The sequence below is a fragment of the Streptomyces sp. PL-25 genome, from assembly GCF_058344915.1.
Genome location: NZ_CP136997.1, coordinates 7,088,051 through 7,111,227, shown reverse-complemented (window position 1 = coordinate 7,111,227; position 23,177 = coordinate 7,088,051). Strand labels below are relative to the sequence as shown.

Annotated in this window: 19 protein-coding genes and 3 pseudogenes; 13 read left to right on the top strand and 9 right to left on the bottom strand. The window is 75.9% G+C overall.

The features are described 5' to 3' along the window. Positions 1-54: 54 nt before the first annotated feature. The 4 genes and pseudogenes from R4Z62_RS31410 to R4Z62_RS31395 all read right to left on the bottom strand — a co-directional run. Positions 55-237 carry a hypothetical protein gene (locus tag R4Z62_RS31410; RefSeq protein ID WP_398336329.1) on the bottom strand — a complete coding sequence of 61 codons (183 nt, stop codon included), beginning with the start codon at positions 235-237 and terminating at the stop codon, positions 55-57. 129 nt (positions 238-366) lie between these two features. Further along, complete coding sequence (locus R4Z62_RS31405; protein WP_064536782.1) at positions 367-738, bottom strand: DUF6479 family protein; 372 nt, start codon at positions 736-738, stop codon at positions 367-369. Between the two features lie 51 nt (positions 739-789). Continuing rightward, positions 790-1,092: a hypothetical protein gene (locus tag R4Z62_RS31400; protein ID WP_064536781.1), complete on the bottom strand. Its 303-nt coding sequence runs from the start codon at positions 1,090-1,092 to the stop codon at positions 790-792. A 113-nt stretch (positions 1,093-1,205) separates the two neighbouring features. Then, positions 1,206-1,667: pseudogene (locus R4Z62_RS31395) on the bottom strand (ATP-binding protein); the annotation flags it as partial. A 165-nt stretch (positions 1,668-1,832) separates the two neighbouring features. Here R4Z62_RS31395 and lanKC point away from each other — a divergent pair. The 4 genes from lanKC (at position 1,833) to R4Z62_RS31375 (ending at position 8,771) form a co-directional block, all read left to right on the top strand. Continuing rightward, positions 1,833-4,460: a class III lanthionine synthetase LanKC gene (gene lanKC, locus R4Z62_RS31390; RefSeq protein ID WP_491521570.1), complete on the top strand. Its 2,628-nt coding sequence runs from the start codon at positions 1,833-1,835 to the stop codon at positions 4,458-4,460. Between the two features lie 81 nt (positions 4,461-4,541). Next, complete coding sequence (locus R4Z62_RS31385) at positions 4,542-4,661, top strand: SapB/AmfS family lanthipeptide (protein ID WP_018569989.1); 120 nt, start codon at positions 4,542-4,544, stop codon at positions 4,659-4,661. Positions 4,662-4,761: 100 nt separating this feature from the next. Beyond that, the gene (locus R4Z62_RS31380; protein ID WP_491521569.1) at positions 4,762-6,639 is read left to right on the top strand and encodes an ABC transporter ATP-binding protein; all 1,878 of its coding nucleotides are present in this window, start codon (positions 4,762-4,764) and stop codon (positions 6,637-6,639) included. Further along, complete coding sequence (locus R4Z62_RS31375) at positions 6,636-8,771, top strand: ATP-binding cassette domain-containing protein (RefSeq protein WP_491521568.1); 2,136 nt, start codon at positions 6,636-6,638, stop codon at positions 8,769-8,771. Before R4Z62_RS31380 ends, R4Z62_RS31375 begins: the two co-directional genes overlap by 4 nt. Here R4Z62_RS31375 and R4Z62_RS31370 read toward each other — a convergent pair. Beyond that, positions 8,697-9,173, bottom strand: a pseudogene (locus R4Z62_RS31370) (LuxR C-terminal-related transcriptional regulator); the annotation flags it as partial. The gene R4Z62_RS31375 and the pseudogene R4Z62_RS31370 overlap by 75 nt on opposite strands. 538 nt (positions 9,174-9,711) lie before the next feature. Here R4Z62_RS31370 and R4Z62_RS31365 point away from each other — a divergent pair. From R4Z62_RS31365 to R4Z62_RS31335, 7 genes and pseudogenes are all read left to right on the top strand, one after another. Further along, the gene (locus R4Z62_RS31365; protein ID WP_382849447.1) at positions 9,712-11,868 is read left to right on the top strand and encodes a SpoIIE family protein phosphatase; all 2,157 of its coding nucleotides are present in this window, start codon (positions 9,712-9,714) and stop codon (positions 11,866-11,868) included. A gap of 133 nt (positions 11,869-12,001) precedes the next feature. Continuing rightward, positions 12,002-13,507 (top strand): MFS transporter, encoded by a 1,506-nt coding sequence (locus R4Z62_RS31360; RefSeq protein ID WP_491521567.1) that lies wholly within the window; start codon positions 12,002-12,004, stop codon positions 13,505-13,507. Positions 13,508-13,683: 176 nt separating this feature from the next. Continuing rightward, positions 13,684-14,730: a Ppx/GppA family phosphatase gene (locus R4Z62_RS31355; protein WP_355479012.1), complete on the top strand. Its 1,047-nt coding sequence runs from the start codon at positions 13,684-13,686 to the stop codon at positions 14,728-14,730. Between the two features lie 148 nt (positions 14,731-14,878). Then, positions 14,879-15,082 carry a hypothetical protein gene (locus R4Z62_RS31350; RefSeq protein WP_382849453.1) on the top strand — a complete coding sequence of 68 codons (204 nt, stop codon included), beginning with the start codon at positions 14,879-14,881 and terminating at the stop codon, positions 15,080-15,082. Between the two features lie 65 nt (positions 15,083-15,147). Next, positions 15,148-16,175: pseudogene (locus R4Z62_RS31345) on the top strand (iron-containing redox enzyme family protein). Positions 16,176-16,226: 51 nt separating this feature from the next. Beyond that, positions 16,227-16,856 carry a HemK2/MTQ2 family protein methyltransferase gene (locus tag R4Z62_RS31340; protein ID WP_355479135.1) on the top strand — a complete coding sequence of 210 codons (630 nt, stop codon included), beginning with the start codon at positions 16,227-16,229 and terminating at the stop codon, positions 16,854-16,856. Then, a complete protein-coding gene (locus R4Z62_RS31335) occupies positions 16,837-17,124 on the top strand; it encodes a CDGSH iron-sulfur domain-containing protein (RefSeq protein ID WP_064536772.1) in 288 nt (95 codons plus the stop codon). The genes R4Z62_RS31340 and R4Z62_RS31335 overlap by 20 nt, the downstream gene beginning before the upstream one ends. A gap of 144 nt (positions 17,125-17,268) precedes the next feature. On the opposite strand, the gene R4Z62_RS31330 is transcribed toward R4Z62_RS31335, so the two are convergent. Then, positions 17,269-17,709, bottom strand: coding sequence for a subtilase-type protease inhibitor (locus tag R4Z62_RS31330; RefSeq protein ID WP_491521566.1), 441 nt, complete (start codon positions 17,707-17,709; stop codon positions 17,269-17,271). 436 nt (positions 17,710-18,145) lie between these two features. Between R4Z62_RS31330 and R4Z62_RS31325 the strand changes: the two genes are divergently transcribed. After that, on the top strand, positions 18,146-19,315 hold the full coding sequence (locus R4Z62_RS31325; protein WP_491521565.1) for a lactate 2-monooxygenase: 1,170 nt from the start codon (positions 18,146-18,148) through the stop codon (positions 19,313-19,315). A gap of 25 nt (positions 19,316-19,340) precedes the next feature. Here R4Z62_RS31325 and R4Z62_RS31320 read toward each other — a convergent pair whose 3' ends face one another. After that, complete coding sequence (locus R4Z62_RS31320) at positions 19,341-19,718, bottom strand: hypothetical protein (protein WP_018570001.1); 378 nt, start codon at positions 19,716-19,718, stop codon at positions 19,341-19,343. Positions 19,719-19,721: 3 nt separating this feature from the next. After that, entirely contained in the window at positions 19,722-19,967 is a 246-nt protein-coding gene (locus R4Z62_RS31315; protein ID WP_064536769.1) for a hypothetical protein, read from the bottom strand. Between the two features lie 220 nt (positions 19,968-20,187). Between R4Z62_RS31315 and R4Z62_RS31310 the strand changes: the two genes are divergently transcribed. Next, positions 20,188-22,572 carry a SpoIIE family protein phosphatase gene (locus R4Z62_RS31310; protein ID WP_491521564.1) on the top strand — a complete coding sequence of 795 codons (2,385 nt, stop codon included), beginning with the start codon at positions 20,188-20,190 and terminating at the stop codon, positions 22,570-22,572. A 20-nt stretch (positions 22,573-22,592) separates the two neighbouring features. On the opposite strand, the gene R4Z62_RS31305 is transcribed toward R4Z62_RS31310, so the two are convergent. Then, on the bottom strand, positions 22,593-23,144 hold the full coding sequence (locus R4Z62_RS31305) for an RNA polymerase sigma factor (RefSeq protein ID WP_064536767.1): 552 nt from the start codon (positions 23,142-23,144) through the stop codon (positions 22,593-22,595). Positions 23,145-23,177 lie beyond the last annotated feature (33 nt).

Here is a 23,177-nt window from a genome sequence, read left to right as displayed (position 1 = left end):
ACAGCGCCGGGCCCACCCTCACGGACCGTCTCGGACCCTCTCGGTCCTCCTGTCTCAGTCCTCGCCGCGGACGATGTTGCCCTCCGCGTCCCCGGCGCGCTCCCGCGCCCGGCCGCGGTCCTCGACGGCGACCGCCGGCAGGCAGGTGCGTACGGTGTCGCGCCTGAGCCGACGGGATCTGGCCCAGCCCGTCTCGGCGGGCTGGACGGCCGGTTTCTCGGTCATGTGCGCGGCCACGGTTTCTCGACTTCCTTCCGCATGAGCGTGAGGTGTGCGGCAACGGCGCCCCGGGCGGTTCCCGGGCCCGCTCGTCCCAGGCCGTCCGGGTCCCCGGACGCGCCGCGGGCAAACCCGCGGACCGGCAGGTCAGGTGCCGCCCGGACCGCCGCTGCCGAAGGAGCCGCCGGTTCCGCCGTTCCAGCGCGGGCGGGACTGGTCCTCGCTGCGGCGGCTGCCGGGCGAGCCGAGTTCGTGCGGGGTGAGCCGGCGGCCGGTCTCCTCGGCGCGCGGCACCTCGTCGGGTTCACGCCGCTGCCGGGTCTCGTGCACCGGCCCGGAGTCCGGCAGCGTGGGATGCTCGCCGCCCCTGGGCGTGCGCGGCTCGCGCTGCTTGACCTTGATGCCGAACCGGACGGCCCAGATGAGGGCGCCGACGATGACGAGGGCGCCGACGACGATCACGACGGTCCCGAAGACGGAACCGGCGCTCGCGGCTGCTTGCAGGCGGAAGGTGTCCATGGCGTGCGGGTACCCGCACGCGGCCTGCGGATTCGCGCCGTCGGCGCGGTTTCAGGCGCCGTCCGTCCCGGGTGCTCCGCCGTCGGCCGGGCCCGAGCGGGCCGCCCGCTCCACCTCGGTCTCGATCTCGGGGCGGGGTCTTCCCGCCTCGCTCGCGTACTCGCTCAGCGCGGTCTGGAGATCGCGGGCGAGGTCGCGCCAGGCGCGCAGGGCCGTCTCGTAGGTCCCGCTCTGCGTTCCGGTCCACCGCTCCTGCGCGGGCGGCCCGTAGGTCTCCCGGAGCTGTTCGACCCGGGTGTGCGCCTCGTCGGCGGCGCGCTGTTTCGCCACAAGCTCTTCGAAGGTGTGTGACACAGCCCAGGACCCTAAGCACGGCGGGCCGGTCCGCGGCTCAGACCTGCCGTACCGGGGGCGCGGCGCACCCATGTGGCGGGTCGGTGGCGCGGCAGGAGAACCGGGCGGGTCCGTCAGCGGGCCGGGGACAGTTCGCTCCGGACCTGTTCGCCGCCGCTGACCGGCAGCGCTCCCCAGGCCGTCGACACCGCCTCGAACAGCAGGATGCCGCGGCCGCCCGTGGCCTCCCAGCCGATGTCCGCCGGCTTGGCCGGGGTGCGCGGCGAACCGTCGGCGACGGCGATGCGCAGCCGGTCGTGGACCAGGGTGAGGTCCAGGCGGACCCGGCCCTCGGCGTGCACCAGCGCGTTGGTGACCAGTCCGGAGACGACGAGGAGGGCGGCGTCGGCCTCCTCGCCCGCACCCCAGGAGCGCAGCGTGCGCCGGGTGAGGCGGCGGGCGTGCCGGGCCGCCTCGGGCACCCGCCACACCGTCCGGCTCTCCCGCAGCGGGCGTACGGCCAGGCCGTCGTAGCGGATCACCAGCAGGGCGATGTCGTCGGCGCGGCGGGCGCCGGTGAGGAGCGTGTCGGCGACCGGGGTGCCCCGGGCCGACGGGACCTCGGGCCCGGCACCGTTCGAACTGTTCTTTACGAACGGGTCTTGACGCGTGCGTTCCGCACGGTGGTCTCGTGACAGACGTGACTGTCGGCGGGCCCCGCCCGGCTGGAAGGCTCGGTGCCGACCAGGGAGGGGACGGACATGGACCAGCGCTACGAGGTGTACGCGCTCGCCGATCCGCACTTCTACGACACGCCCGACCGGCTGTCCGAGGAGGGGCGGGTCGCCGCGCCGCTGTACGAGACGGCCCGGCGCGCGGTGCCGCAGGGGTGGGACGCGACCCGCGTCGGCGACTGGCTGACGCTGACCCCGCTCGGCGACGACGGCCGTGCCGCGCCCGGCCCGGCGCAGGGCTGGAAGATCCACGCCTCGGCCACCCGCGACAACGCCGAGCGGATCGCGGCGATCGTCTGGGACTACTGCGTGCCGCGCCGGATCCCCTTCAAGTTCGTGCCGGGCCCGCATCTGCTGCATCTGCGGAACACCAAGTACGCGGCCCGTGACACCAGCGGCAAGTTCGTCACCGTCTATCCGGACGGCGAGGAGCGGCTGCACCAGGTGCTCACCGAGCTGGGCGCCCTCCTGGAGGGCTTCGAGGGGCCGTACATCCTGACCGATCTGCGCTGGGGCGAGGGACCGCTGTACGTCCGCTACGGTGCCTTCGCGCGGGCCTTCGTCGTCGACGAGCGCGGCTCGCTGGTCCCGGCCGTGCGCGACGGCGAGGGGCGGCTGGTCCCGGACCGGCGCAGCCCGTCGTTCCAGGTGCCGGAGTGGGTGACGCTGCCGTCGTTCCTCCAGCCGCACCTGGCGGCGCGCAACACCACGACGGTCGGCGAACTGCCGTACCGCATCGAGAAGGCGCTGCACTTCTCCAACGGCGGCGGGGTCTACGCGGGCACCGACTCCCGCGACGGCCGGCGGGTGGTGCTGAAGGAGGGCCGGCCGCACGCCGGGCTCGCCGCCGACGGCGCCGACGCCGTGACCCGTCTTGAGCGGGAGAGAGCCGCCCTGGAACAGGTCGCCGGGACCGGGGTCGTGCCGGAGGTGCGGGACTGGTTCACGCTCGGCGACCACCGCTTCCTGGTCATGGACTTCGTCGAGGGCCGGACCCTCAACTCCTACTTCGGCGACCGGCATCCGCTGCTGACACCGGACCCCGACCCCGAGGCCGTCGCCGCGTACACGGCGTGGGCGCTGCGGGTGCACCGGGCGGTGGAGCGGGCCGTGGCGGCGGTGCACGGGCGCGGGATCGTCTTCAACGACCTGCATGTGTTCAACATCGTCGTGGGGCCCGACGACGAGTCGGTGTCCCTGCTGGACTTCGAGGCCGCCGCCCCGGCCGAGGAGAACGGCCGCCAGGTCGTGGCCCACCCGGGCTTCTTCGCCCCGCCGGACCGCACCGGACCCGAGGTGGACCGCTACGCGCTGGCGTGTCTGCGGCTCGCCCTGTTCCTGCCGGTGACCACGCTGTTCGTGATCGACCGGGGCAAGGCGGCGCACCTCGCCGAGGTGATCGCCGAACAGTTCCCGGACGTGCCGCGGGAGTTCCTCGACGAGGCCGTCGCGGAGATCACCCGGGACGTCCGTCCGGCGGAGGGTCCCGCGGGCACCGCCGCGCCGGTGTCCGGCGCCACCGCCTATCCCGACCCGGCCGACTGGCCGGCCGCCCGCGACTCGATGGCCAAGGCGCTGCTCGCCTCGGCGACCCCGGAGCGCGAGGACCGGCTCTACCCCGGCGACATCGCGCAGTTCTCCGACGGCGGCGGGCTCGGTCTGGCGCACGGCGCCGCCGGTGTCCTGTACGCGCTGGCCGAGTCGGGCGCCGGGCGCCACGAGGAGGGCGAGCGCTGGCTGCTGGAGCGGACCGCGTCCGCGCCGCCGGGCACCCCGTTCGGCCTGTACGACGGGCTCGCGGGCGTCGCCCATGTCCTGGACCGGCTCGGCCACCGGCAGCGCGCCCTCGACCTGGCCGAGAGGATCCTCGCCGAACGCTGGCAGAAGCTCTCCTCCGACCTGCGCGGCGGGCTCGCCGGGCTCGGCCTGGTCCTCGGCTCCCTGGCCCGCACCACGGGCGAGGCGGAGCTGGGCGAGCGGGCCGCCGAGGCGGCCCATCTGCTCGCCGCCCTGCTCGCCGAGCCGCTGCCCGGCACGCCCCGGCGCCGCGCCGGGCTGCTGCGGGGCGCCAGCGGGCCCGCGCTGTTCCTGCTGCGGCAGTACGAGTGGACCGGCGAGCGCGCCCTGCTGGACGCCGCCGCCACCGCGCTCCGCCGCGACCTGGAGCAGTGCGTCGTCCAGCCCAGCGGCGGCGGCCTGGAGGTCGACGAGGGCTGGCGCACCCTGCCGTACCTCGGCGACGGCAGCGCGGGCATCGGCATGGTCCTGGACGAGTATCTGGCGCACGCGCCCGACGAGGAGTTCTCCCGGGCCCGCGACGCCGTGCTCACCGCCGCCACCTCCCGCTTCTACGCCCAGCCCGGCCTGTTCCAGGGCCGCGCCGGGATGATCCTGCACCTCAGCCGCAGCACGGCGCCCGGGGCGACCCCGCAGCGGCTGGCCGAGCAGGTCGGCGCGCTCGGCTGGTACGCGATGGCCTACCAGGGCCAACTGGCCTTCCCCGGCCACCAGATGATGCGGCTGTCCATGGACCTCGCCACCGGCACGGCCGGGTGCCTGCTCGCGCTCGCGGCGGCCCTCGACGCCGGGACCGGGGCCGGACTGCCCTTCCTGCCGCCGCCCGCGCGGCCCTCACAGACGCGGCTCCGCGACTGACGGAGTCGTGATTCAACCCCCGTCCCCGATGGGGTATCGACCGGGACCCCGGCACCGCCGGGGCCGACGAAAGGACACGACATGGCCCTGCTCGACCTGCAGACGATGGAGTCCGACGAGAACCACGGCGGTGGCGGCGGCGCCAGCACCGCGAGCCTGCTCTCCTGTGTGAGCGCGGTCAGCGTCCTGCTCTGCCTCTGACGCACACCGTACGACCCATGGCTCCGGGCGGCCCGCTCCCCTCACGGGGGCGGGCCCTCCGGGGCCCGTCGCGCGCGAGGAGGCCAGGAGGATGCCGCGGATGCCAGGCAGCAGCCGTACGACGACGCCCGCCCCGGCGGCGGGCCCCGCTGACCGCGCCGCAGGCCCGTCGGCGGTGACCGCTCCCGCGGTGCTGCGCGGCGCCGTGCGGCACGGCGCGGTGCGCTGCGGCGCCCTGGTCCTGGTGAGCACGGCGGCGACCGGCGCCGGGCTGCTGCTGCCCGCGGTGCTGGGCCGCACCCTCGATCTGCTGCTGACCCGTGCCCCCGCCGGGCGCTGGGTCGGATACTCCATCGGCCTGCTGGCGCTGCTCACCGCCCTGGACATGGCCGAGACCGTGCTCGACGGCACCACCTCCGCCCGCGCCACCGCGTGGCTGCGGCTGCGGCTGACCCGGCACGTCCTGGCGCTCGGCCCCCGGGCCGGCGCCCGTTTCGGTTCCGGGGAACTCACCGCCCGGCTGGTGGGCAGCGCCGCCCAGGCCGGTACCGCGCCCGCCTCGCTGGCCGCGACGGTCGCGGCGGTGGCCGGACCGGTCGGCGCCGTCGTCGCCCTCGGTCTGCTCGACGTGTGGCTGGCGGTCGCGTTCCTGGCCGGGGCGCCGCTGCTCGCGCTGCTGCTGCGGGCCTTCGCCCGGGACGCGTCGGCGTGCGTGGCCCGCTACCAGGAGATCCAGGGGCGGCTGGCGGCGGCGCTGGCCGAGGCCGTCGGCGGCGCCCGCACCATCCGGGCGGCCGGCACCGCCGACCGGGAGACGGCACGGATCCTGCGCCCGCTGCCCGAGCTGTCCCGGGCCGGGCACGCCATGTGGCACGCGCAGGGCCGGGCCGCCGCGCGGGCGGTCGCCGTGGCCCCGCTGCTGCACCTGGCCGTGGTCGCCGTGGCCGGCTGGCTGCTCGCCCGGCACCGGCTGTCCGTGGGCGACGTGCTGGCCGCCTCGCGGTACGCGGTCCTGGCCGGCGGCATCGGGGTGCTGGTCGGACAGCTCTCGGCGCTGGTACGGGCGCGGGCGGCGGCCGGGCGCCTGGCCGAGGTGCTGGCCGAGCCCGCCCCGGCCCACGGACACCGCCCGCTGCCCGACGGGCCCGGACGCCTGGAGCTGCGCGGGGTCACCGCGCGGCGCGGCAACCGCGCCGTCCTGGACGGCGTGGACCTCACGGTGCCCGGCGGCACGACCCTCGCCGTGGTCGGCCGGTCCGGCTCCGGCAAGTCCCTGCTCGCCGCGGTCGCCGGACGCCTGTGTGACCCGGACGCCGGGGACGTGCTGCTGGACGGGGTGCCGCTGCGCGAACTGAGCCATGCGGAGCTGCGCGGCGCCATCGGGCACGCCTTCGAACGGCCGGTGCTGATCGGGACCACCGTCGAGGACGCGATCGGGCTCGGTCCCGTCGCGCCCGCCCCCGGCCTGATCCGGCGGGCGGCCCGCACCGCCTGCGCGGACGACTTCGTGCGCCGTCTGCCCGAGGGGTACGCGACGCGGCTCGCCGACGCGCCCCGTTCGGGCGGCGAGTCGCAGCGCCTCGGGCTCGCCCGCGCCTTCGCGCACGGGGGCCGGCTGCTCGTCCTCGACGACGCCCTGTCCAGCCTCGACACCGTCACCGAGCACCGCATCGCCCACGCCCTCACCCGGGGCGGCACCTCCACCACCCGCCTCGTCGTCGCCCACCGCGCCGCGACGGCGGCCCGCGCGGACGCCGTCGCCTGGCTGGACGACGGCCGCGTACGCGCCGTGGGCCCGCACGCGGAGCTGTGGCGGCACGCGGGCTACCGGCGGGTCTTCGGCGGGGACGGCGCCCCGGACGGGGTCCTCGGGGTGGCCGAAAAGGAACGGTCCGTAACGGAGGGCGGGAGTCCGGCCGGGGAACCGGGGAGTCCGGCCGACGGCGCCGTCGAAGCGGCCGGGGGGCACCGGTCGTGAGCGGCAAGCGCTTCCACGGGGCCGCGTTCCGGCGCGGCGCGCCGGACGGCGCGGACACCGGCACCGCCGACACGCCGTACGAGCGCCGGGGCGGCCCGGCGGACACGCCCGGCGTGCCGGTACGCGCCGACGCGCCCGCCGAGGCCGCAGGCCCGCCGTCGCACGCCCCCGGCGCGACGTCCGGCGGCGCGGCATCCGGCGGCGCGGCAACCGGCGGCGCGGCAACCGGCGGCGCGGCAACCGGCGGCGCGCGCGGCGGCCTCCGGGGACGGGTCCGGTGGGGGCTCGGGCTGCTGCGCGGGCGGTGGGGAACGCTGGCCCGGCTGGGCGCGTGGTCGGTGCTGGAGACGGGGCAGACGTTCCTGCTCGGTTTCGCGCTGGCGCGCGCCCTGGACTCGGGGTTCCTCGCCGGCCGGGCCGGGACCGGGCTCGGCTGGCTGGCGGTGGCCGGGGCCGGGGTCGTCCTCGGCGCGTACGGCACCGGGCGGGTCTACCGGTCGGTCGCCGCGCTGGTGGAGCCGCTGCGGGACCACCTGGTGGAGCGGGTCGTCGCCCGCGGGGTGCGCGAGGCGGACGACGGGGCGCTGTCCGGGCTGACCCAGCAGGTGGAGATCGCGCGGGACACCTTCGCCGGTCTTGTGCTGGTCTCCCGGTCGTTCGTGGTCGCCGCCGCCGGTGCGCTCATCGGCCTGTGCTCGCTGGCGCCGCTGCTCGCGCTGGTGGTCGCCCCGCCGCTGGTGGCCGCGATCGTCCTGTTCGCGGCGACCCTGCGCCCGCTCGCCCGGCGCCAGGAGGCGTACCTCAAGGCGGACGAGGCCCTGGCGGAGCGGCTGGGCGGGGTGTGCCCGGGGCTGCGCGACGTGACGGCCTTCGGCGCCGAGGCGCCGGTCGCGGCGGCGCTCGCGGAACGCGTCGACGCCGAGCGGCGGGCGGCGGGCGCGCTCGCCCGGTGGGGGGTCGTGCGGGTGGCGGCGCTCGCGGTGGGCGGCCATCTGCCGCTCGTGCTGCTCCTGGTCACCGCCCCCTGGCTGCTGTCCCACGACGTCTCGCCGGGCGCACTGGTGGGCGCCCTCGCCTATGTCACCCAGTCCTTGCTGCCCGCCCTCCAGAACCTCATCCACGGCCTGGGCGCGGGCGGCGCCCGGCTGACGGTGGTGCTGCGCCGCCTCGCTCCGGCCGACGGCAACCCGTACGGCCCGGACCGGGCGGAACACGCCCCGGCGCACGCCCCCGTCACCGTCCCTCCCGCCGGGGCGCGGCCCGCGCCCGCCCTCGCCCTGACCGGGGTGACCTTCGCCTACGGCCCGCACAGCGAGCCCGTGGTCCGCGACCTCGACCTCGTCGTCCCGCGGGGCGGTCATCTGGCGGTCGTCGGGCCCAGCGGTATCGGCAAGTCGACACTCACCTCGCTGGTGGCCGGACTGCTGGCACCGGCCGCCGGGGAGATCAGGGTGTGCGGGCGGCCGGTCGGGCGGCCCGGCGCGGCGGAGCACCGGGTGCTGATCCCGCAGGAGGCCTACGTGCACAGCGGCACCCTCGCGGAGAACCTCTGCCAGCTGCGCCCCGACCCGGTGCCGGAGGAGGAACTGCTGGCCGCGGCGGAAGCGGTGGGCCTCGCTCCGCTCCTGCGCCGCCTCGGCGGGCCCGGCGCCCGGGTCGACCCGGCGGCGCTGTCGGCCGGGGAGCGCCAGCTGATCGCGCTGACCCGGGCGTATCTGTCGGCCGCCCCGCTCGCCCTGCTCGACGAGGCGACCTGCCACCTGGACCCGGACGCCGAGGCCCGCGCGGAGCGGGCCTTCGCCGTCCGGGCGGGCGGCACTCTGGTGGTGGTGGCCCACCGACTCAGCTCGGCGCGCCGCGCGGACCGCGTCCTGGTGATGGACGGCCGGGACACGGCGTACGGGACGCACGAGGAGTTGCTGCGCGGCTCCCGGCTCTACCGCGAGCTCACCGGCGGCTGGGCCGTGTCCGGTTCACAGCCAGCCCTCCCCCTGGGAGATGCGGATGGCGTCGATCCGGTTGCGCGCCCCGGTCTTGCGGGTGATGGCCGCCATGTAGTTGCGCACGGTCCCGTGGGACAGGTGCAGGCTGCCGGCGATCTCGGCGACGGACGCGCCCTCGGCGGCCAGTGACAGCACGCTCAGCTCACGCTGGGTCAGCGGCATCTCGGCGGCCTTGAGGAAGCCCAGGCCCAGCGACTCGTCGACGAAACGTTCCCCCGCGGCGACCCGCCGGATGCCTCTCACCAGCCGTTCCGGGGAGCCCTTCTTGTCGACGTAGCCGAGCGCGCCCGCCTCGATGGCCTGGCGCAGCAGTCCGGGGCGGTCCGCCGTGGTCAGCACCAGTAAGCGGGGCGGGCGGTGGCCCGGCTCGCGCGGACAGAGCTCGCCCAGCGGCACGGGTTCGCGGGCCCTGGTGTGGTCGAGGTCGGCGGCGCACACGTCCGGCCGCACCGACCGCACCAGTCCTGGCGCGCCGCGCCACGGCGTGTCGTACACCCCCAGGCCGGGCTCCCGGCGCAGCCACTCCGCCATGACCGATCGCACCAGACACGCGTCGTGCACCAGAAGTATCCGTATCACTGCCGCCCCCTCGGTTCGCTTTGCGCGGGTTCTGTGATGGTGGTGTGCGCGTGCCCCATTGTTGGGCGGACGGACAGGGCGGAGGTACGGAGAATCGGCCAACGGGAGGCGCGGGGGCGCACGCACGGCGGTCGTCCGCCGCCACGCGCCCGAGCGGGGGTGCATGGACAGCTCCCCATTGGGTACGCACGCCCGCCCCATCGCCCGGCCGGGGCCCACGACGGGGCCCCGCCGACAGCCGCCCGCCCGCCCTCCCCGTACGGCGGCGCCCCCCGTCCCGCGCCCTGCCGACGGGGCCGCCCGCTCCCACCCGTCCGCGCCCCGCGCCGTGCCGCGCTGACGGCGCCGCCCCGTCCCCCGGCGACGAGCCCCGCCGGGTCCGCGGCCGTCCCGGTGCCGGCCCGGCCGGCCGTTCCGTTCCGCTCGCCGTGCGGGCCGGGCCGTCAGGAGAGAGTCTGGGGGCCGGGGCCATGGCGCGGCCCGCGAGGAGGTGGTCGCCGTGTCGGACGGGTGGACGTCCGGACAGCGCCCGGCCGCCACCGGGCCGCTCGGCCGTCCGCTGCTGTCCCTCGCGCTCGCCGCCCTGCTGGACGAGGTGCACGCGCACTCGGGTGCCGTGTATCTGCTGGCGCCCGACCAGCCGGTGCTGGAGATGGCCGTCATGGCGGGCATGCCCCGGGCCTTCGCCGCGCCCTGGGAGCGGGTCGGGCTGAGCGCGCCGATCCCGGTGGCCCAGGCGGTGCGCGAGCGGCGGCTGATCTGGGTGGGCGGCGAGGAGGAGATGGCCCGCCGCTATCCGCGGATCGCCGTGGTCCTGCCCTACCCCTTCGCGCTGGCCGCGATGCCGCTGGCCGCGGGCGCCACCGCGTACGGGGCCGTCTTCGTGACCTGGCCGGACGCGCATCCGCCGGTGCTGTCCGACTGGGAGCGCGACCATCTGACGGCGGCCTGCGACCGGCTGGCGCTGCGGCTGCAACGGGCGGCGGCGGAACACCGGCCGGTCCTGCCGGAACCCGATCTGCTGGCCGCGCCGCCGACCGGGGGCGTGGCCGGCACGATCGGTTCGGCGGAGGCGGTCCGCATGGCGGCCCGGCTGCCGTACGGGCTGGTCTCGCTCGATCTGCACGGCCGGCTCTCCTTCGCCAACACGGCCGCCGCCGACCTGCTCGGCCTGCCCGCGGGCGAACTGCTGGGCACCCGGCTGTGGGCGTCGGTGCCGTGGCTGAACGACCCCATGTACGAGGACCGCTACCGGGCCGCCCTGCTCAGTCAGCATGTGACGTCGTTCGTGGCGCTGCGCCCGCCGGGCGACTGGCTGTCGTTCCGGATGTATCCGAGCACCACCGGGCTGACCGTGCGGATCAGCCGGGCCCGGCCGGTCGCGGAACCGGGGCGCGGCACGCCCCGGCCCGGCGCGGACGTGCCCGCGGCCGGTCTGGTGACCATCTCGCGGGTGCTGGGCCTGGCCGGGGCGCTGACCGAGGCGGTCGGCGTGGCGGACGTGGTCCGGCTGGTCGCGGACGAGGTCGTGCCGGCCGTGGGCAGCCGGGCGCTGATGATCCTCGGCTCCCAGGCGGGGCGGCTGCATGTGCTCGGGCACCGCGGCTACGACAACCTCCGCGCCGTCGAGGACTTCCACGGCACCCCGCTCACCGCGCCGACCCCGAGCGCCCGGGTGCTGTCCACCGGCGCTCCGGCCTTCTTCGAGTCCCGGCAGCAGCTCGAACGGCTGTACCCGGTACGCCAGGCGGTCCGCGACGGCTTCGCCGCCTGGGCGTACCTGCCGCTGATCGCGTCCGGCCGCCCGGTGGGCACCTGTGTGCTCGCCTACGCCGAACCGCACCCCTTCCCCGCGGACGAGCGGGCCGTCCTGACGAGCCTGGGCAGCCTGATCGCGCAGGCGCTGGAACGGGCCCGGCTGTACGACGCCAAGCACCGGCTGGCGCACGGACTCCAGCAGGCGCTGCTGCCCCACACGCTGCCGCGCCTGCCCGGCTTCGACGCCGCCGCCCGCTATCTGCCGGCCACCCAGGGGATGGAGATCGGCGGCGACTTCTACGACCTGGTGCCCACCCGGCCGGGGGCCGCGGCCGTGATCGGGGACGTGCAGGGGCACAACGTGACCGCCGCCGGGCTGATGGGCCAGTTGCGCACGGCGGTGCGGGCGTACACGACGGTCGGCCAGGACCCGCGGGACGTCATGGCGAGCACCAACCGGCTGCTGATCGACCTCGGCGTCGAACTGTTCGCCAGCTGCCTGTATCTGCGGCTCGACCCGGAGGAAGGCTGTGCCGTGATGTCCCGGGCCGGGCATCCGCCACCGCTGCTGCGCAGGCCGGACGGGCGGGTGCGGGTGCTGGACCTGGCCGGGGGGCCGCTGCTGGGGATCGACCCGGCGGCGGCGTATCCGGCGACGCGGGTGGAGCTTCCGCCCGGTTCGGTGCTCGTCCTCTACACCGACGGCCTGGTCGAATCGCCCGGCACCGACATCGAGGACGCGCTCGCCGAGCTGGGCCGGCGGCTCGGCGAGGCGGGTGACGCGCCGCTGGGCGACCTGGCCGATCTGCTGCTGCGGCACAGCGCGGCGGCGCGGGAGCGGGTCGACGACGTGGCGGTGCTCCTGCTGCGGGCCCGCCCGGACGACTGAGCCACAGCGAAACGTTGCCGTTTCGCTCGCACTCGTCTAGGCTCGATGTGTACGAAACAGTTTCGTTTGCGTTTCCTTTGTCCGGTCGGCGCTGCGACGCCCCGCCCGACCTCACCGGAAATGGGTTCCCGACATGCCCGACAAGACCCTGACCGACGGCGCCCCGACGACCGCCGCCGACACCGCGCCCGGCGCCTCGCCCCGGCGGTGGTGGATCCTCGCGGTCGTCGCCGTCGCCCAGCTGATGGTGGTGCTGGACGCCACCGTCGTGAACATCGCCCTGCCCTCCGCCCAGCGTGACCTCGGCTTCTCCGACGGGAACCGGCAGTGGATCGTGACGGCGTACGCGCTCGCCTTCGCCTCGCTGCTGCTGCTCGGCGGGCGCATAGCCGACCTGTTCGGCCGCAGGACCGCCTTCCTCGTGGGCGTCGTCGGCTTCGCCGCGGCCTCCGCGCTGGGCGGCGCCGCGAGCGGCTTCGGCATGCTGGTCACCGCGCGCGCCCTCCAGGGCGCCTTCGGCGCGCTGCTCGCCCCCGCCGCCCTCTCCCTGCTCAACACCACCTTCACCGACCTGCGTGAACGCGCCCGCGCCTTCAGCGTCTACGGCGCCATCGCCGGGGCCGGCGGCGCGGTCGGCCTGCTCCTGGGCGGTCTGCTCACCGACGCCCTGGACTGGCGCTGGACGCTGTACGTCAACGTGGTGATCGCGGTCGTGGCCTTCGCGGGCGGCTGGATCCTGCTCGGCCACCACCGCGACGCCGCCGGCTCCAGGCTCGACGTACCGGGCACCGTCCTGGTCGCCTCCGGTCTGTTCAGCCTCGTCTACGGCTTCTCCAACGCCGAGACCCACGCCTGGGGCTCCCCGCTGACCTGGGGTTTCCTGCTGGCGGGCGGGGTGCTGCTGGCGGCGTTCGCCTGGTGGCAGACCCGGGCGGCGCATCCGCTGATGCCGCTGCGCATCCTGCTCGACCGCGACCGCGCCGCCTCGTTCCTCACCGTGCTGATCACCGGCGCCGGCATGTTCGGCGTGTTCCTCTTCCTCACCTACTACCTCCAGCTGAACCTGGGCTTCAGCCCCACCAGGACCGGTGCGGCGTTCCTGCCGATGGTCGGCGCGCTGATGGTGACCGCGCAGCTCGGCACCACCGTGCTGGTGCCCCGCCTCGGCCCGAAGACGGTGCTGCCGCTCGGCTTCGCCGTCGCCACCGCGGGCATGGCCTGGCTGACCGGCATCGGCACCGGTTCGCACTACGTGAGCGCGGTGCTGCCGCAGCTCGTGGTGATCGGTGTCGGCCTCGGGCTGCTGGTCATGCCGCCCGCCATGCAGCTCGCCACCGGCAACGTGGCCGCCGAGGACGCCGGTGTCGCCTCGGCGACGGTCAACGCCATGCAGCAGGTGGGCGGTTCGATCGGTACGGCGCTGCTGAACACGCTGGCCGCGAGTGCCGCCACCGACTATCTCTCCGGCCGCGACGCGACCAGCCCGGCCGTCCGGGCCCAGGCCACGATCGAGAGCTACACCACCGCCTTCTGGTGGTCGGCCGGCCTCTTCGCCGCCGGCGCGGTGATCGCTTTCCTGCTCTTCCGCCCCGGCGTGCCGCGCCGGGACTCGCACGCTGAACCGGTCGTGCACATGTGATCCGCCGCGGTCGCACCCGTACGCGACCGCGAACCGGGGCCGCCGTCCACGAGACGGCGGCCCTTGCGCTCCACCGGGAGGCAACCCGGACGAAACCGGCCGTTCTCCCTGTGTTCGTCCGCCGTTCACGCCGATGGCAGGCGTAGCCGATCAGCGCGCTGGGTAGCCACGGGCCCATGCGAATCAGCGTGATGGACGTGGGGTCGAACACTGTCCGGCTGGTGGTCGCGGACGCCGTGGGCGGAGCACCGTTGCCGGTGCACACCGCCAAGTGGCGGCTGCGGCTCTCCGAGCAGGTGCGGCCCGGGGAGGACATCCCGCAGGAGGCGGTGGAACGCCTGGTGAGGGCGGTCGCGGAGGCAGGGCGCACGGCGGCCCGGTGGGGCGCACCCGGCCCGCCCGCCTTCGCGACCGCCGTGGTGCGCGCCGCGCCCAACCGGCTCCAGGTGCTGCGCGCCGTCCGGTCCCGCACCGGCGTCGCGCTGTGCACCCTGCCCGGGGAGGTCGAGGCCGAGCTGACGTTTCTCGGCGCCCGACGCTGGATGGGCTGGCGGTGCGGGCCGCTGGCCCTGCTCGACATCGGCGGGGGCGGCTTCGAGGTGGCCTTCGGACGCGGCCGGCTGCCCGACTTCGCGGCCTCGCTGCCGCTGGGCGCGGGGCGGCTGACCCATGAGTTCCTGGCGGACGCGGACCCGCCGTCGCCGGAGCGGCTCAAGGAGCTGCGGCGCCATGTGCGGCACCAGCTGAGGGACGTGGCCGCCCGGATCCGCTGGGAGGGGCCGCGCACCGCCGTGGGGACCTCGCGCACCTTCCAGCAGCTGGGCCGGCTGTGCGGGGCCGCGCCCGGACGGCACGGTCCGTTCGTGGAACGGCGGCTGGAGCGGGCGGCGCTGAGCCGCGCGGTCGGCCGGCTGGCCGCCCTGCCCGCCGCCGAACGCTCCGCGCTGCCCGGCATCTCGGCGCCGCGCGCCGCGCAGAGCCTGGCCGGCGCCGTGGTGGGGCACACGGCGATGAAGCTGATGGGCCTGAAGTCGCTCACCCTCTGCCCCTGGGCCATCCGGGAGGGGGTGCTGCTGCGCCAGATCGAGGAGGGCGCGGCCGGGGCGTCCTGGTGGGAGCGGGTGTCCCGGCTCGGCGAGGAGCCCGCCGCGCCCCTGGACCCCGTACCTCTGCGGCTGACCGCGGCGGCCGTCTCCCGGACACCGGCGACCACCAGGGGCTGACGTCACCGGACGGCCCGTGGAGGGGTGCGAAGCCGAGGAGGACGAGGGGACGTGCCGGAAAGAGACGAGGGAGAGGCGGGAAGTCCGGGGAAGACGGAGCGGGACGGAAGAGAAACCGAAGAGAGCGAGAGCGGAAGGAGCGGCGGTCATGCCGGACAAGGACGGCGGACAGCGGCCGGAGACGGCGCTCGGCGAGGTGCTGCGCGAGTTCGAGAAGGCCGAGACGGATGTGGGTGAGCGCCGCGACCGGCGCCACCGGGGCGAGGCCGGGGAGGCGGTCACCCCCAGCACCCGGGCGCAGGAGGAGGCCGCGGACGACGACGGCGCCGGGGACGACGCCGGGACGGACTGAGCCGCGGCGGCCCGGGGACCGGCCGGGCCGGGGGTGGCGGGGCGGTTGCCGGGTACCCGTGCGCCATGGACGACGATCACCGAGGACCCGAGCTGCCGCCCGCCCGCGGACCGCTGAGCGCGGGCGTGCGGGAGTACCTGCGCGGCACCGGCCCGCTCTCCCCCGCGCCGAGGACGCCGCCACCACGGCGCCGTACGGCGACGATCTGCACCTGGCCCTCTACCTCTGCTACGAGCTGCACTACCGCTCGTTCGCCGGTGTCGCCGCCGAGCGTGAGTGGGACCCGGCCCTCCTCACCGTGCGGGCCGCGCTGGAACGGCGCTTCCTCACCGCGCTGCGCACCGACGCGACCTGCCACGCCGGTGTCGACGACGCGCTCGACGACCTCCTGGTCGAGCCGGTGCACGGCACCGGCGTCTCCCACTATCTGCGGGACAAGGGCGAGCTGTGGCAGTTGCGCGAGTACGCCGCCCTGCGCTCCCTGTACCACCTGAAGGAGGCCGACCCGCACGCCTGGGTGCTGCCCCGGCTGTGGGGCCGGGCCAAGGCGGCGATGGCGGCGGTGGAGTTCGACGAGTACGGGGGCGGCCGGGCCGAACGCGTGCACGCCCGGCTCTTCGCCGACCTGATGCGGGACCTGGACCTCGACACGTCGTACGGCAGCTATCTGGACGCGGGCACGGCGGAGGTGCTGGCCACCGTGAACCTGATGTCGCTGTTCGGGCTGCACCGCGCGCTGCGCGGTGCGCTGGTGGGGCATTTCGCCGCGGTCGAGATCACCTCCTCGCCCGGCTCCCGGCGGCTCGCCGAGGCGCTGCGGCGCACCGGCGCCGGACCCGCCGCCGTCTTCTTCTACGACGAGCACGTCGAGGCGGACGCGGTGCACGAGCAGGTGGTGCGCCACGAGGTGATCGCCGGGCTGCTGGCGGAGGAACCGCACCTGGCGGCCGATGTCGCCTTCGGCATCGACGCCACCGGCCATCTGGAGGACCGGCTCGGCGACCGGCTCCTCACCGACTGGCGCGCGGGCCGCTCGGCGCTGCGCGTCCCGATCGAGGCGGCCGCACCGGTCCTCGCGGGCGGACGGCACTGAACGCGGGAGACGGGGTACTCGCGGGGCGTGAACAGATTCGTGTTTCCGGGCGTGTACGCCCCGCAGGAGGACACCGCGCTGCTGGCCGAGGCCCTGTCCGACGAGGTACTCGAGCCGGGGGCGCGGGTCCTGGACGTGGGCACGGGCAGCGGTGAGCTGGCGCTGGCGGCCGCCCGGCGCGGCGCACGGGTGAGCGCGGTCGACGTGTCGCGCCGGGCGGTGTGGACCACCCGGCTCAACGCCCGGCTGAACGGGCTGCCGGTGCGCGCCCACCGCGGCAACCTGTTCGGGCCGGTGCGCGGGCGGTCCTTCGACCTCGTCCTCGCCAATCCGCCCTACGTCCCCGCTCCTCCAGCGCGGCACGCCCCGCGCGGCAGGTCACGCGCCTGGGACGGCGGACACGACGGGCGGCTCGTCCTGGACCGGATCTGCCGGGACGGCCCCGGGCTGCTGCGCCCCGCGGGCGTGCTGCTGCTGGTCCACTCGGCGCTGAGCGATCCGGACCGCACCCTGGACCTGCTGCGGGCGGGCGGCTGCAAGGCGGCCGTGGTGCGCAGGCGCTGGATCGGTTTCGGTCCGGTGCTGCGGACGCGGCAGGAGTGGCTGCGGGCCAGCGGGCTGCTGGACGCGGCCGAGGAACGGGAAGAGCTGGTGGTCATCCGTGCCGAACGACCCCTGTGACAGCGCCGGGCCCGCGCCGCGGCCCGAGGCTCCGCCGTGCCGGGTGACCGTGCGGCGGCAGGGCCCGGTCCTGCTGGACGGCCCCGTGGAGGTGGAACTGGAGGACGGGACCACGGTCTCCTCCGACCGGTTCCGGGTGGCGCTGTGCACCTGTCGGCGCAGCCGCCGCTATCCGTGGTGCGACACGAGTCACCGCAGGCGCGCCCCGGGCCCGTCCGGCGGGCCGGTCGGAGGCCGTGACCGTACCGTGCCGGACGTGCCCGGGTGACACGCCGCGATGCCAGGAGCCGGCGGGAGGCCCCACTCCGCCCGCCGGCCCCTGGGGCGGGATCGCCGCCGGTCCCCGCGCCAGGGCCCGCACTCCCCAGTCACGGGACCCTCACTGCTGCGCGGGGACCGCGCGATCCCGGTCTCAGAAGGCGAAGACGCTCGTCAGGGCGGCGTTCTTCGCGCACGCGTTGGCATAGGTGTGCCGGAAGGAGACCCGCAGGCCCTGCCAGACGCCGTCGGCGGTGACCGTCACGGGGGCGTACTCCCGGGTGCACAGCACATCGGCGTCCGCGCGGGCGGCCAGCACCGCCAGGTCGCCGCCGGTGGCGCGCAGTTCGGCGCACGCCTCGGCCGGTGCCGGGTGTGTGCCGGAGGCGGTGGGGGCGCAGCTAAGGGTGACGGCGCGTTCCGGGGCCGCGGTGGCGGCGCTGTCGCCGTGGCCCACGGTGAGCACCAGGGCCGAGGGGGCGTAGAGCGAGGCGGGGGCGCCGGACGGAGCGGCCAGGGCGGCTCCGCCGAGAGGTCCGCAGACGGCGGTGGCCGTCAGAGCGAGGGTGGCTGCCCAGCGCGCGGTGTTCCGCATTGTGTGCTTCCTTCCGCAAGGTGTCGTCGGGTGGCGGGTCCGGCACGGTCGGCACCGGCCCGGCGAGCGGGAGTCTGCCGAGTCCGCGGCGGAAACTCACATCGGACCCACTGCTTTCGGTAACCTTGCGTGTTGAATCAGTGGCGTGAAGTCACGGAATCTTCACGTGCCGGGCCCTCATCCATGGGCCCGACGATCACGGAATCCGGCCGGATGGCCTGAACTGCGCGCTCGGCAATCGGCCTGAAACATTCCGGTTGGTCCGGACCGGTTCCGCCTCCGGTTCACCTCCCGGCCATCCGCGCGCCCCGCCTCCGTACCCCGCCGTCCGGCGCGTGCGCCCCGGTGTGCGGCACCGGACCATGGACGCCCCCGCCCCTGCCCGCCAGTATGGGCGGCGGCCGGCAGGCGGCGGACGACGAGAGGCGGCATACGGATGGCGGGGCACCGGGCGGACTTCCAGTACGAGATCTATCTGCGCGGCATGACGGGCGAGGTGCCCCGGCTGCCCACCGACATGAGCCGCCTGGAGGAACTGACCGAGCGGCGGCTCGGCCCGGGTCCGGTCGCTTATGTGGCGGGCAGCGCGGGCAACGGCAGTACCGCGCGGGCCAACCGGGCGGCCCTGGACCGGCGGCGGATCGTACCGCGCATGCTGCGCGACGTGCACGAGCGTGACCTGTCGGCCGAGGTGCTGGGGCGCACCCTGTCCGCGCCGCTGGCCCTGGCACCGGTCGGGGTGCTGTCGATCATGCATCCGGAGGCGGAGACGGCGGCGGCGCTGGCCGCCGCCGCGCAGGGTGTGCCGTTCGTGCTGTCGTCGGCCTCCAGTACCCCCATGGAGCAGGTGGCGGAGGCGATGGGGGACGCCGAGCGCTGGTTCCAGCTGTACTGGGCCAAGGACCGCGAGGTGACCCGGAGCTTCCTGGAGCGGGCCCGCGCGTGCGGCTTCGGCGTCCTCGTCGTCACCCTGGACACCCCGCTGCTGGCCTGGCGCCCCCGCGACCTCGACCAGGCGTATCTGCCGTTCCTGCGCGGGGTGGGCACCGCGAACTACTTCACCGACCCGGCCTTCCTGTCCGGCCTCGCCAAGCCGGTGCACGAGGACCTGGACGCGGCGGTGCTGCGCTTCGTCGACCTGTTCGCGGACCCCGGCAAGACCTGGCCGGACCTGGCGTTCCTGCGGGAGCACTGGGACGGTCCGATCGTCCTGAAGGGCGTCCTGCACCCGGACGACGCCCGAGCGGCCGCCGACGCCGGGATGGACGGGGTGGTGGTGTCCAACCACGGCGGACGCCAGGTGGCCGGTGCGATCGCCGCCGCCGACGCGCTGCCCGGGGTGGCGGCGGCGGTCGGCGACCGGCTCTCCGTGCTGTTCGACAGCGGCGTACGCACCGGCGACGACGTCTTCAAGGCGCTCGCGCTCGGCGCGCGGGCGGTGCTGCTGGGCAGGCCCTACGTCTACGGGCTCGGTCTGGACGGCCGGGCGGGCGTGGAGCATGTGATCCGCTGCGTGCTGGCGGAGTTCGACCTCACCCTCGCCCTGTCGGGCCACGCCGTGCCGGCCACCGTGAGCGCCGCCGACCTGGTGGAGGACGCCCGGTGAGCGGCGGGCGGGCGCGGGGCGCCGCTCAGATCTCCCAGGAGCGCAGCCGGTCGGCGGCGCCGTAGACGTCGGTCTTGCCGGACATCAGGTCGCGGGCGAGGTCGACGAGGGCGCCGTAGGGCGGGTCGATGCCGACGCCGCTGACGTACATGTAGGCGACGGCGGTGGCGCAGGCGAAGCGGGCGTTGGCCGAGGGCAGGGGCTTGAGCAGGGCGAGGGTGTGCAGCAGGGCCGCGGCGCGCCAGGCCGGGTCGGAGTCGACGCCCAGGCGGGGCGGGTCCACGCGGTGCCGGGCGACGGCGGCCACCAGGGCGGAGAAGTCGTTGACCGTGGGCTGGTCCGGGAGTACTTCCTCGTGGCGCTGGAGCAGCCAGGGCACGTCGATGTGCAGGACGGGGGTCATCGCTCAGGCGGCCCGTCCCTCGTCCCTGCCGGTCGGCTCGTCCTCGGGGAAGGCGGCGGCGAACTCGTCGGCGTGCCCCGCGAAGAACCGGCGGAACGCCTCGGCGCCCTCCTGGAGGGCGCGGTGCCGGGCTATGTCGGCCGCCGCCGCCTCGCGCACGAGCGCCTTCATCGACGTACCGCGTTCCTTGGCGATCTGCCGCAGGTCCTCTAGCTCGCGGTCGCTGAACTCCACATTGAGCGCTGGCATGGGCCATACGGTACCGCTCGGGTACTGACGCGTAAATAGCCCCTGGTCAGAGAGGTCTGCGGCGGTACCGCGGGCCGGGCGGCGGCGGCCGGCGCCGGACCTGTGCGCCGCCCGCGCCGCTCCGGCGGGGGGCGGCCGACCGCGCCGGGCCGGTACGCACTACGCTGGAACGCGAGTGACACACCTGATGACTGTGAGTGTGCGCGATGGAGTGGCGAGGATGAGTCCGGTCTATCCGTTCGACGATGCCGCCACGGCGCGGGCCGTCGTCGACGAGCGCGGCATCCTCGTCGAATGGAACGAGGGCGCGCGCCGCCTGCTGGGCTGGGCGCCCGACGACGTACTGGCCGCGCCCGCCGCGGACCTGCTGGCCGGCGACGCTCCGGCCGCCCCGCCGGACGGCGGCCGCTGGTCGGGCGTACTCACTCTGCGTCACCGCGACGGGCACACCGTCTCCGTCTGGGTGCTGGCGCACCGGCGGCGCCCCCAGGAGGGCGGCGGCTGGCTCGCCGTCACCCCGCTGGAGGACGCGGCGCCCGGGGACCCGGACGACGATCCGCTGTCGGCGGCCGGGCTCGTCCAGTCGCCGTGCGCCGTCGCGCTCTACGACGACCGGCTGCGGCTGCGGGCCGTCAACGACGCCATGGCGGCGGTGCTCGGCGTCTCCGGGGACCGGCTGCGGGGCCTGCGCCACTCCGAGATCGGTGCCGGACCGCAGAGCGCCGACATCGAGCGGCGCATGCTCCAGGTGCTGGACACCGGCCGCCCCCACGACGTGCGCGCCTACGTGCCGGTCGGCGGCGACGGGCGGACGAGCGCGTGGATGGCCCGGCTGTCCCCGATCACCGACGCCACGGGCCGGGTGCGCGGGGTGTGCGTCGCCGCCCACGACTTCACCGAGCAGTACCGTGCCCGCGAACGGCTGCAACTGGTGAACGAGGCCAGCGTGCGCATCGGCACCACCCTCGACGTCACCCGCACCGCGCAGGAGCTGGCCGACGTCTGTGTGCCCGCCCTCGCCGACTTCGTCAGCGTCGACCTGGTGGATCCGCCCCAGCACGGCGGCGAGCTGCCCATCGGCACCCTGAGCGTGCCCGCCGAGCTGCGGCGCGTCGCCCACCGGTCGGTGACGCCCGGCGACCCCGAGGCGGTGACGCCGCCCGGCGGGACCGAGGTGTACCCGGCGGCGTCGCCGCAGGGCGCCTCCCTGCTGTCGGGCCACGCCATCGTGGTCTCCGAGAACTCGGGCGACCTGGCGAAGTGGCTGGCCTGGAACCCGGCGCGCAGCCTGCGGGTGGGGCGGCTCGGCGTCCACTCCACGATGTCGGTGCCGATCAAGGCGCGCGGGATGACGCTCGGGGTCGCCGTCTTCACCCGGTTCGCGCAGCCCGCCCGCTTCCTGCCCGACGACGTGCTGCTGGCCGAGGAGGTCACGGCCCGCGCCGCCGTCTGCATCGACAACGCCCGCCGCTACTCGCGCGAGCGCGAGACCGCCCTCGCGCTCCAGCGCAGCCTGCTGCCGCGCACCCTGGCGCGCACCGCCGCCGTCACGGCGGCCTCCCGCTACCTCCCGGCCGCCCGCGCGGGCGTGGGAGGCGACTGGTTCGACGTGATCCCGCTGTCCGGGATGCGGGTCGCCCTGGTCGTCGGGGACGTCATCGGGCACGGGGTGGGCGCCTCGGCCACCATGGGCCGGCTGCGCACGGCGGTGCGCACCCTCGCGGACATCGACCTCGCGCCCGACGAACTGCTCACCCACCTCGACGACGTGGTGGCACGGATGTCCGCCGAGGCCGGCGACGAGGCGGACGGCCGCCCCGGCGAGGTCGGCGCGACCTGCCTGTACGCGGTGTACGACCCGGTGTCGCGGCGCTGCACGCTGGCCCGTGCGGGACATCCCGCGCCGGTGCTGGTCCCGCCGGACGGCCCGCCCCGCCGGATCGACCTGCCGCCCGGCCCGCCGCTCGGCCTGGGCGGACTGCCGTTCGAGTCGGCCGAGCTGGACCTCGACGAGGGCAGTGTGCTGGCGTTCTACACCGACGGGCTGGTCGACAGCCGCGAGCGGAACGTGGAGGCGGGCCAGCTGTTGCTGCGCGAGACGCTGGCCGAAGGGGGCGAGTCCCTGGAGGAGTCCTGCGACCGCGTCCTGCACGCGCTGCTCCCTGCGGGCAGCCCGGCCGACGACGTGGCGCTGCTGCTGGCCCGCACCCGCGGTCTGCCGCCCTCCCAGGTGGCCACCTGGGACATCCCGGCGGACCCGTCGCTGGTCGCGCCGGTCCGCAAGCAGGTCGTCGACCAGCTCGGCACCTGGGGCCTCGACCTGGTGGCGTTCACCGCCGAACTGGTGGTGAGCGAGCTGGTCACCAACGCCATCCGGTACGGCACCCCGCCGATCAGGCTGCGTCTGATCCACGACGACACCCATCTGATCTGCGAGGTCTCCGACACCAGCAACACCGCCCCGCATCTGCGCCGGGCCAAGACCTGGGACGAGGGCGGCCGCGGGCTGCTGCTGGTCGCCCAGCTCACCCAGCGCTGGGGCAGCCGCCACACCACCGAGGGCAAGACCATCTGGGCGGAGCTGAGCCTGCTCGGCGAGGAGTGACGCCCCGGGCCCGCCCGGTGTCAGGACGCGTCGGTCAGCCAGGGTCTGACCTGGCGGCGTGCCTCGTGCAGCCGCGACTTCAGGGTGCCCAGCGGGATCCCCGCCCGCTCGGCGGCCTCCGCGTACTCCAGCTGGCAGATGTCCCGGTAGACCAGCGGCGCCACCAGGTGCGGATGCTCCCGCTCCAGCCGCTCCAGCGCCTCCAGGAGGTCCACCCGGGAGCCCGCGATGACGCTGGTGGTGCGCGGGTCGACGTGCTGGGCCGGTTCCAGGGCGGCGGGCTGCTCGGCGGCGCGCCGCTTGAGTTCGCGGTACTTCTGCCGGCAGCAGTTGGCGACCACCGTGTACAGCCAGGTGCCGAAGCGGCTGCGGCCCTCGAACGTGGTGATACGCCGGGCGACCTGGAGCAGGACGTCCTGCGCCGCCTCCTCCGCGTCCTCGCGGCAGGGCAGGAAGCGCGCGCAGCGCCGCAGCACCTCGGGGCGGATCTCCTGGAGCAGCTCCTCCAGCGCGGCCGGGTCGCCCGCGGCGGCGCGCCGGGCGTGTTCTTCGGTCGGCGCCGCATCCGGCACGACGGGCCTCCTCGGAGTCGATCTCGCAGCAGG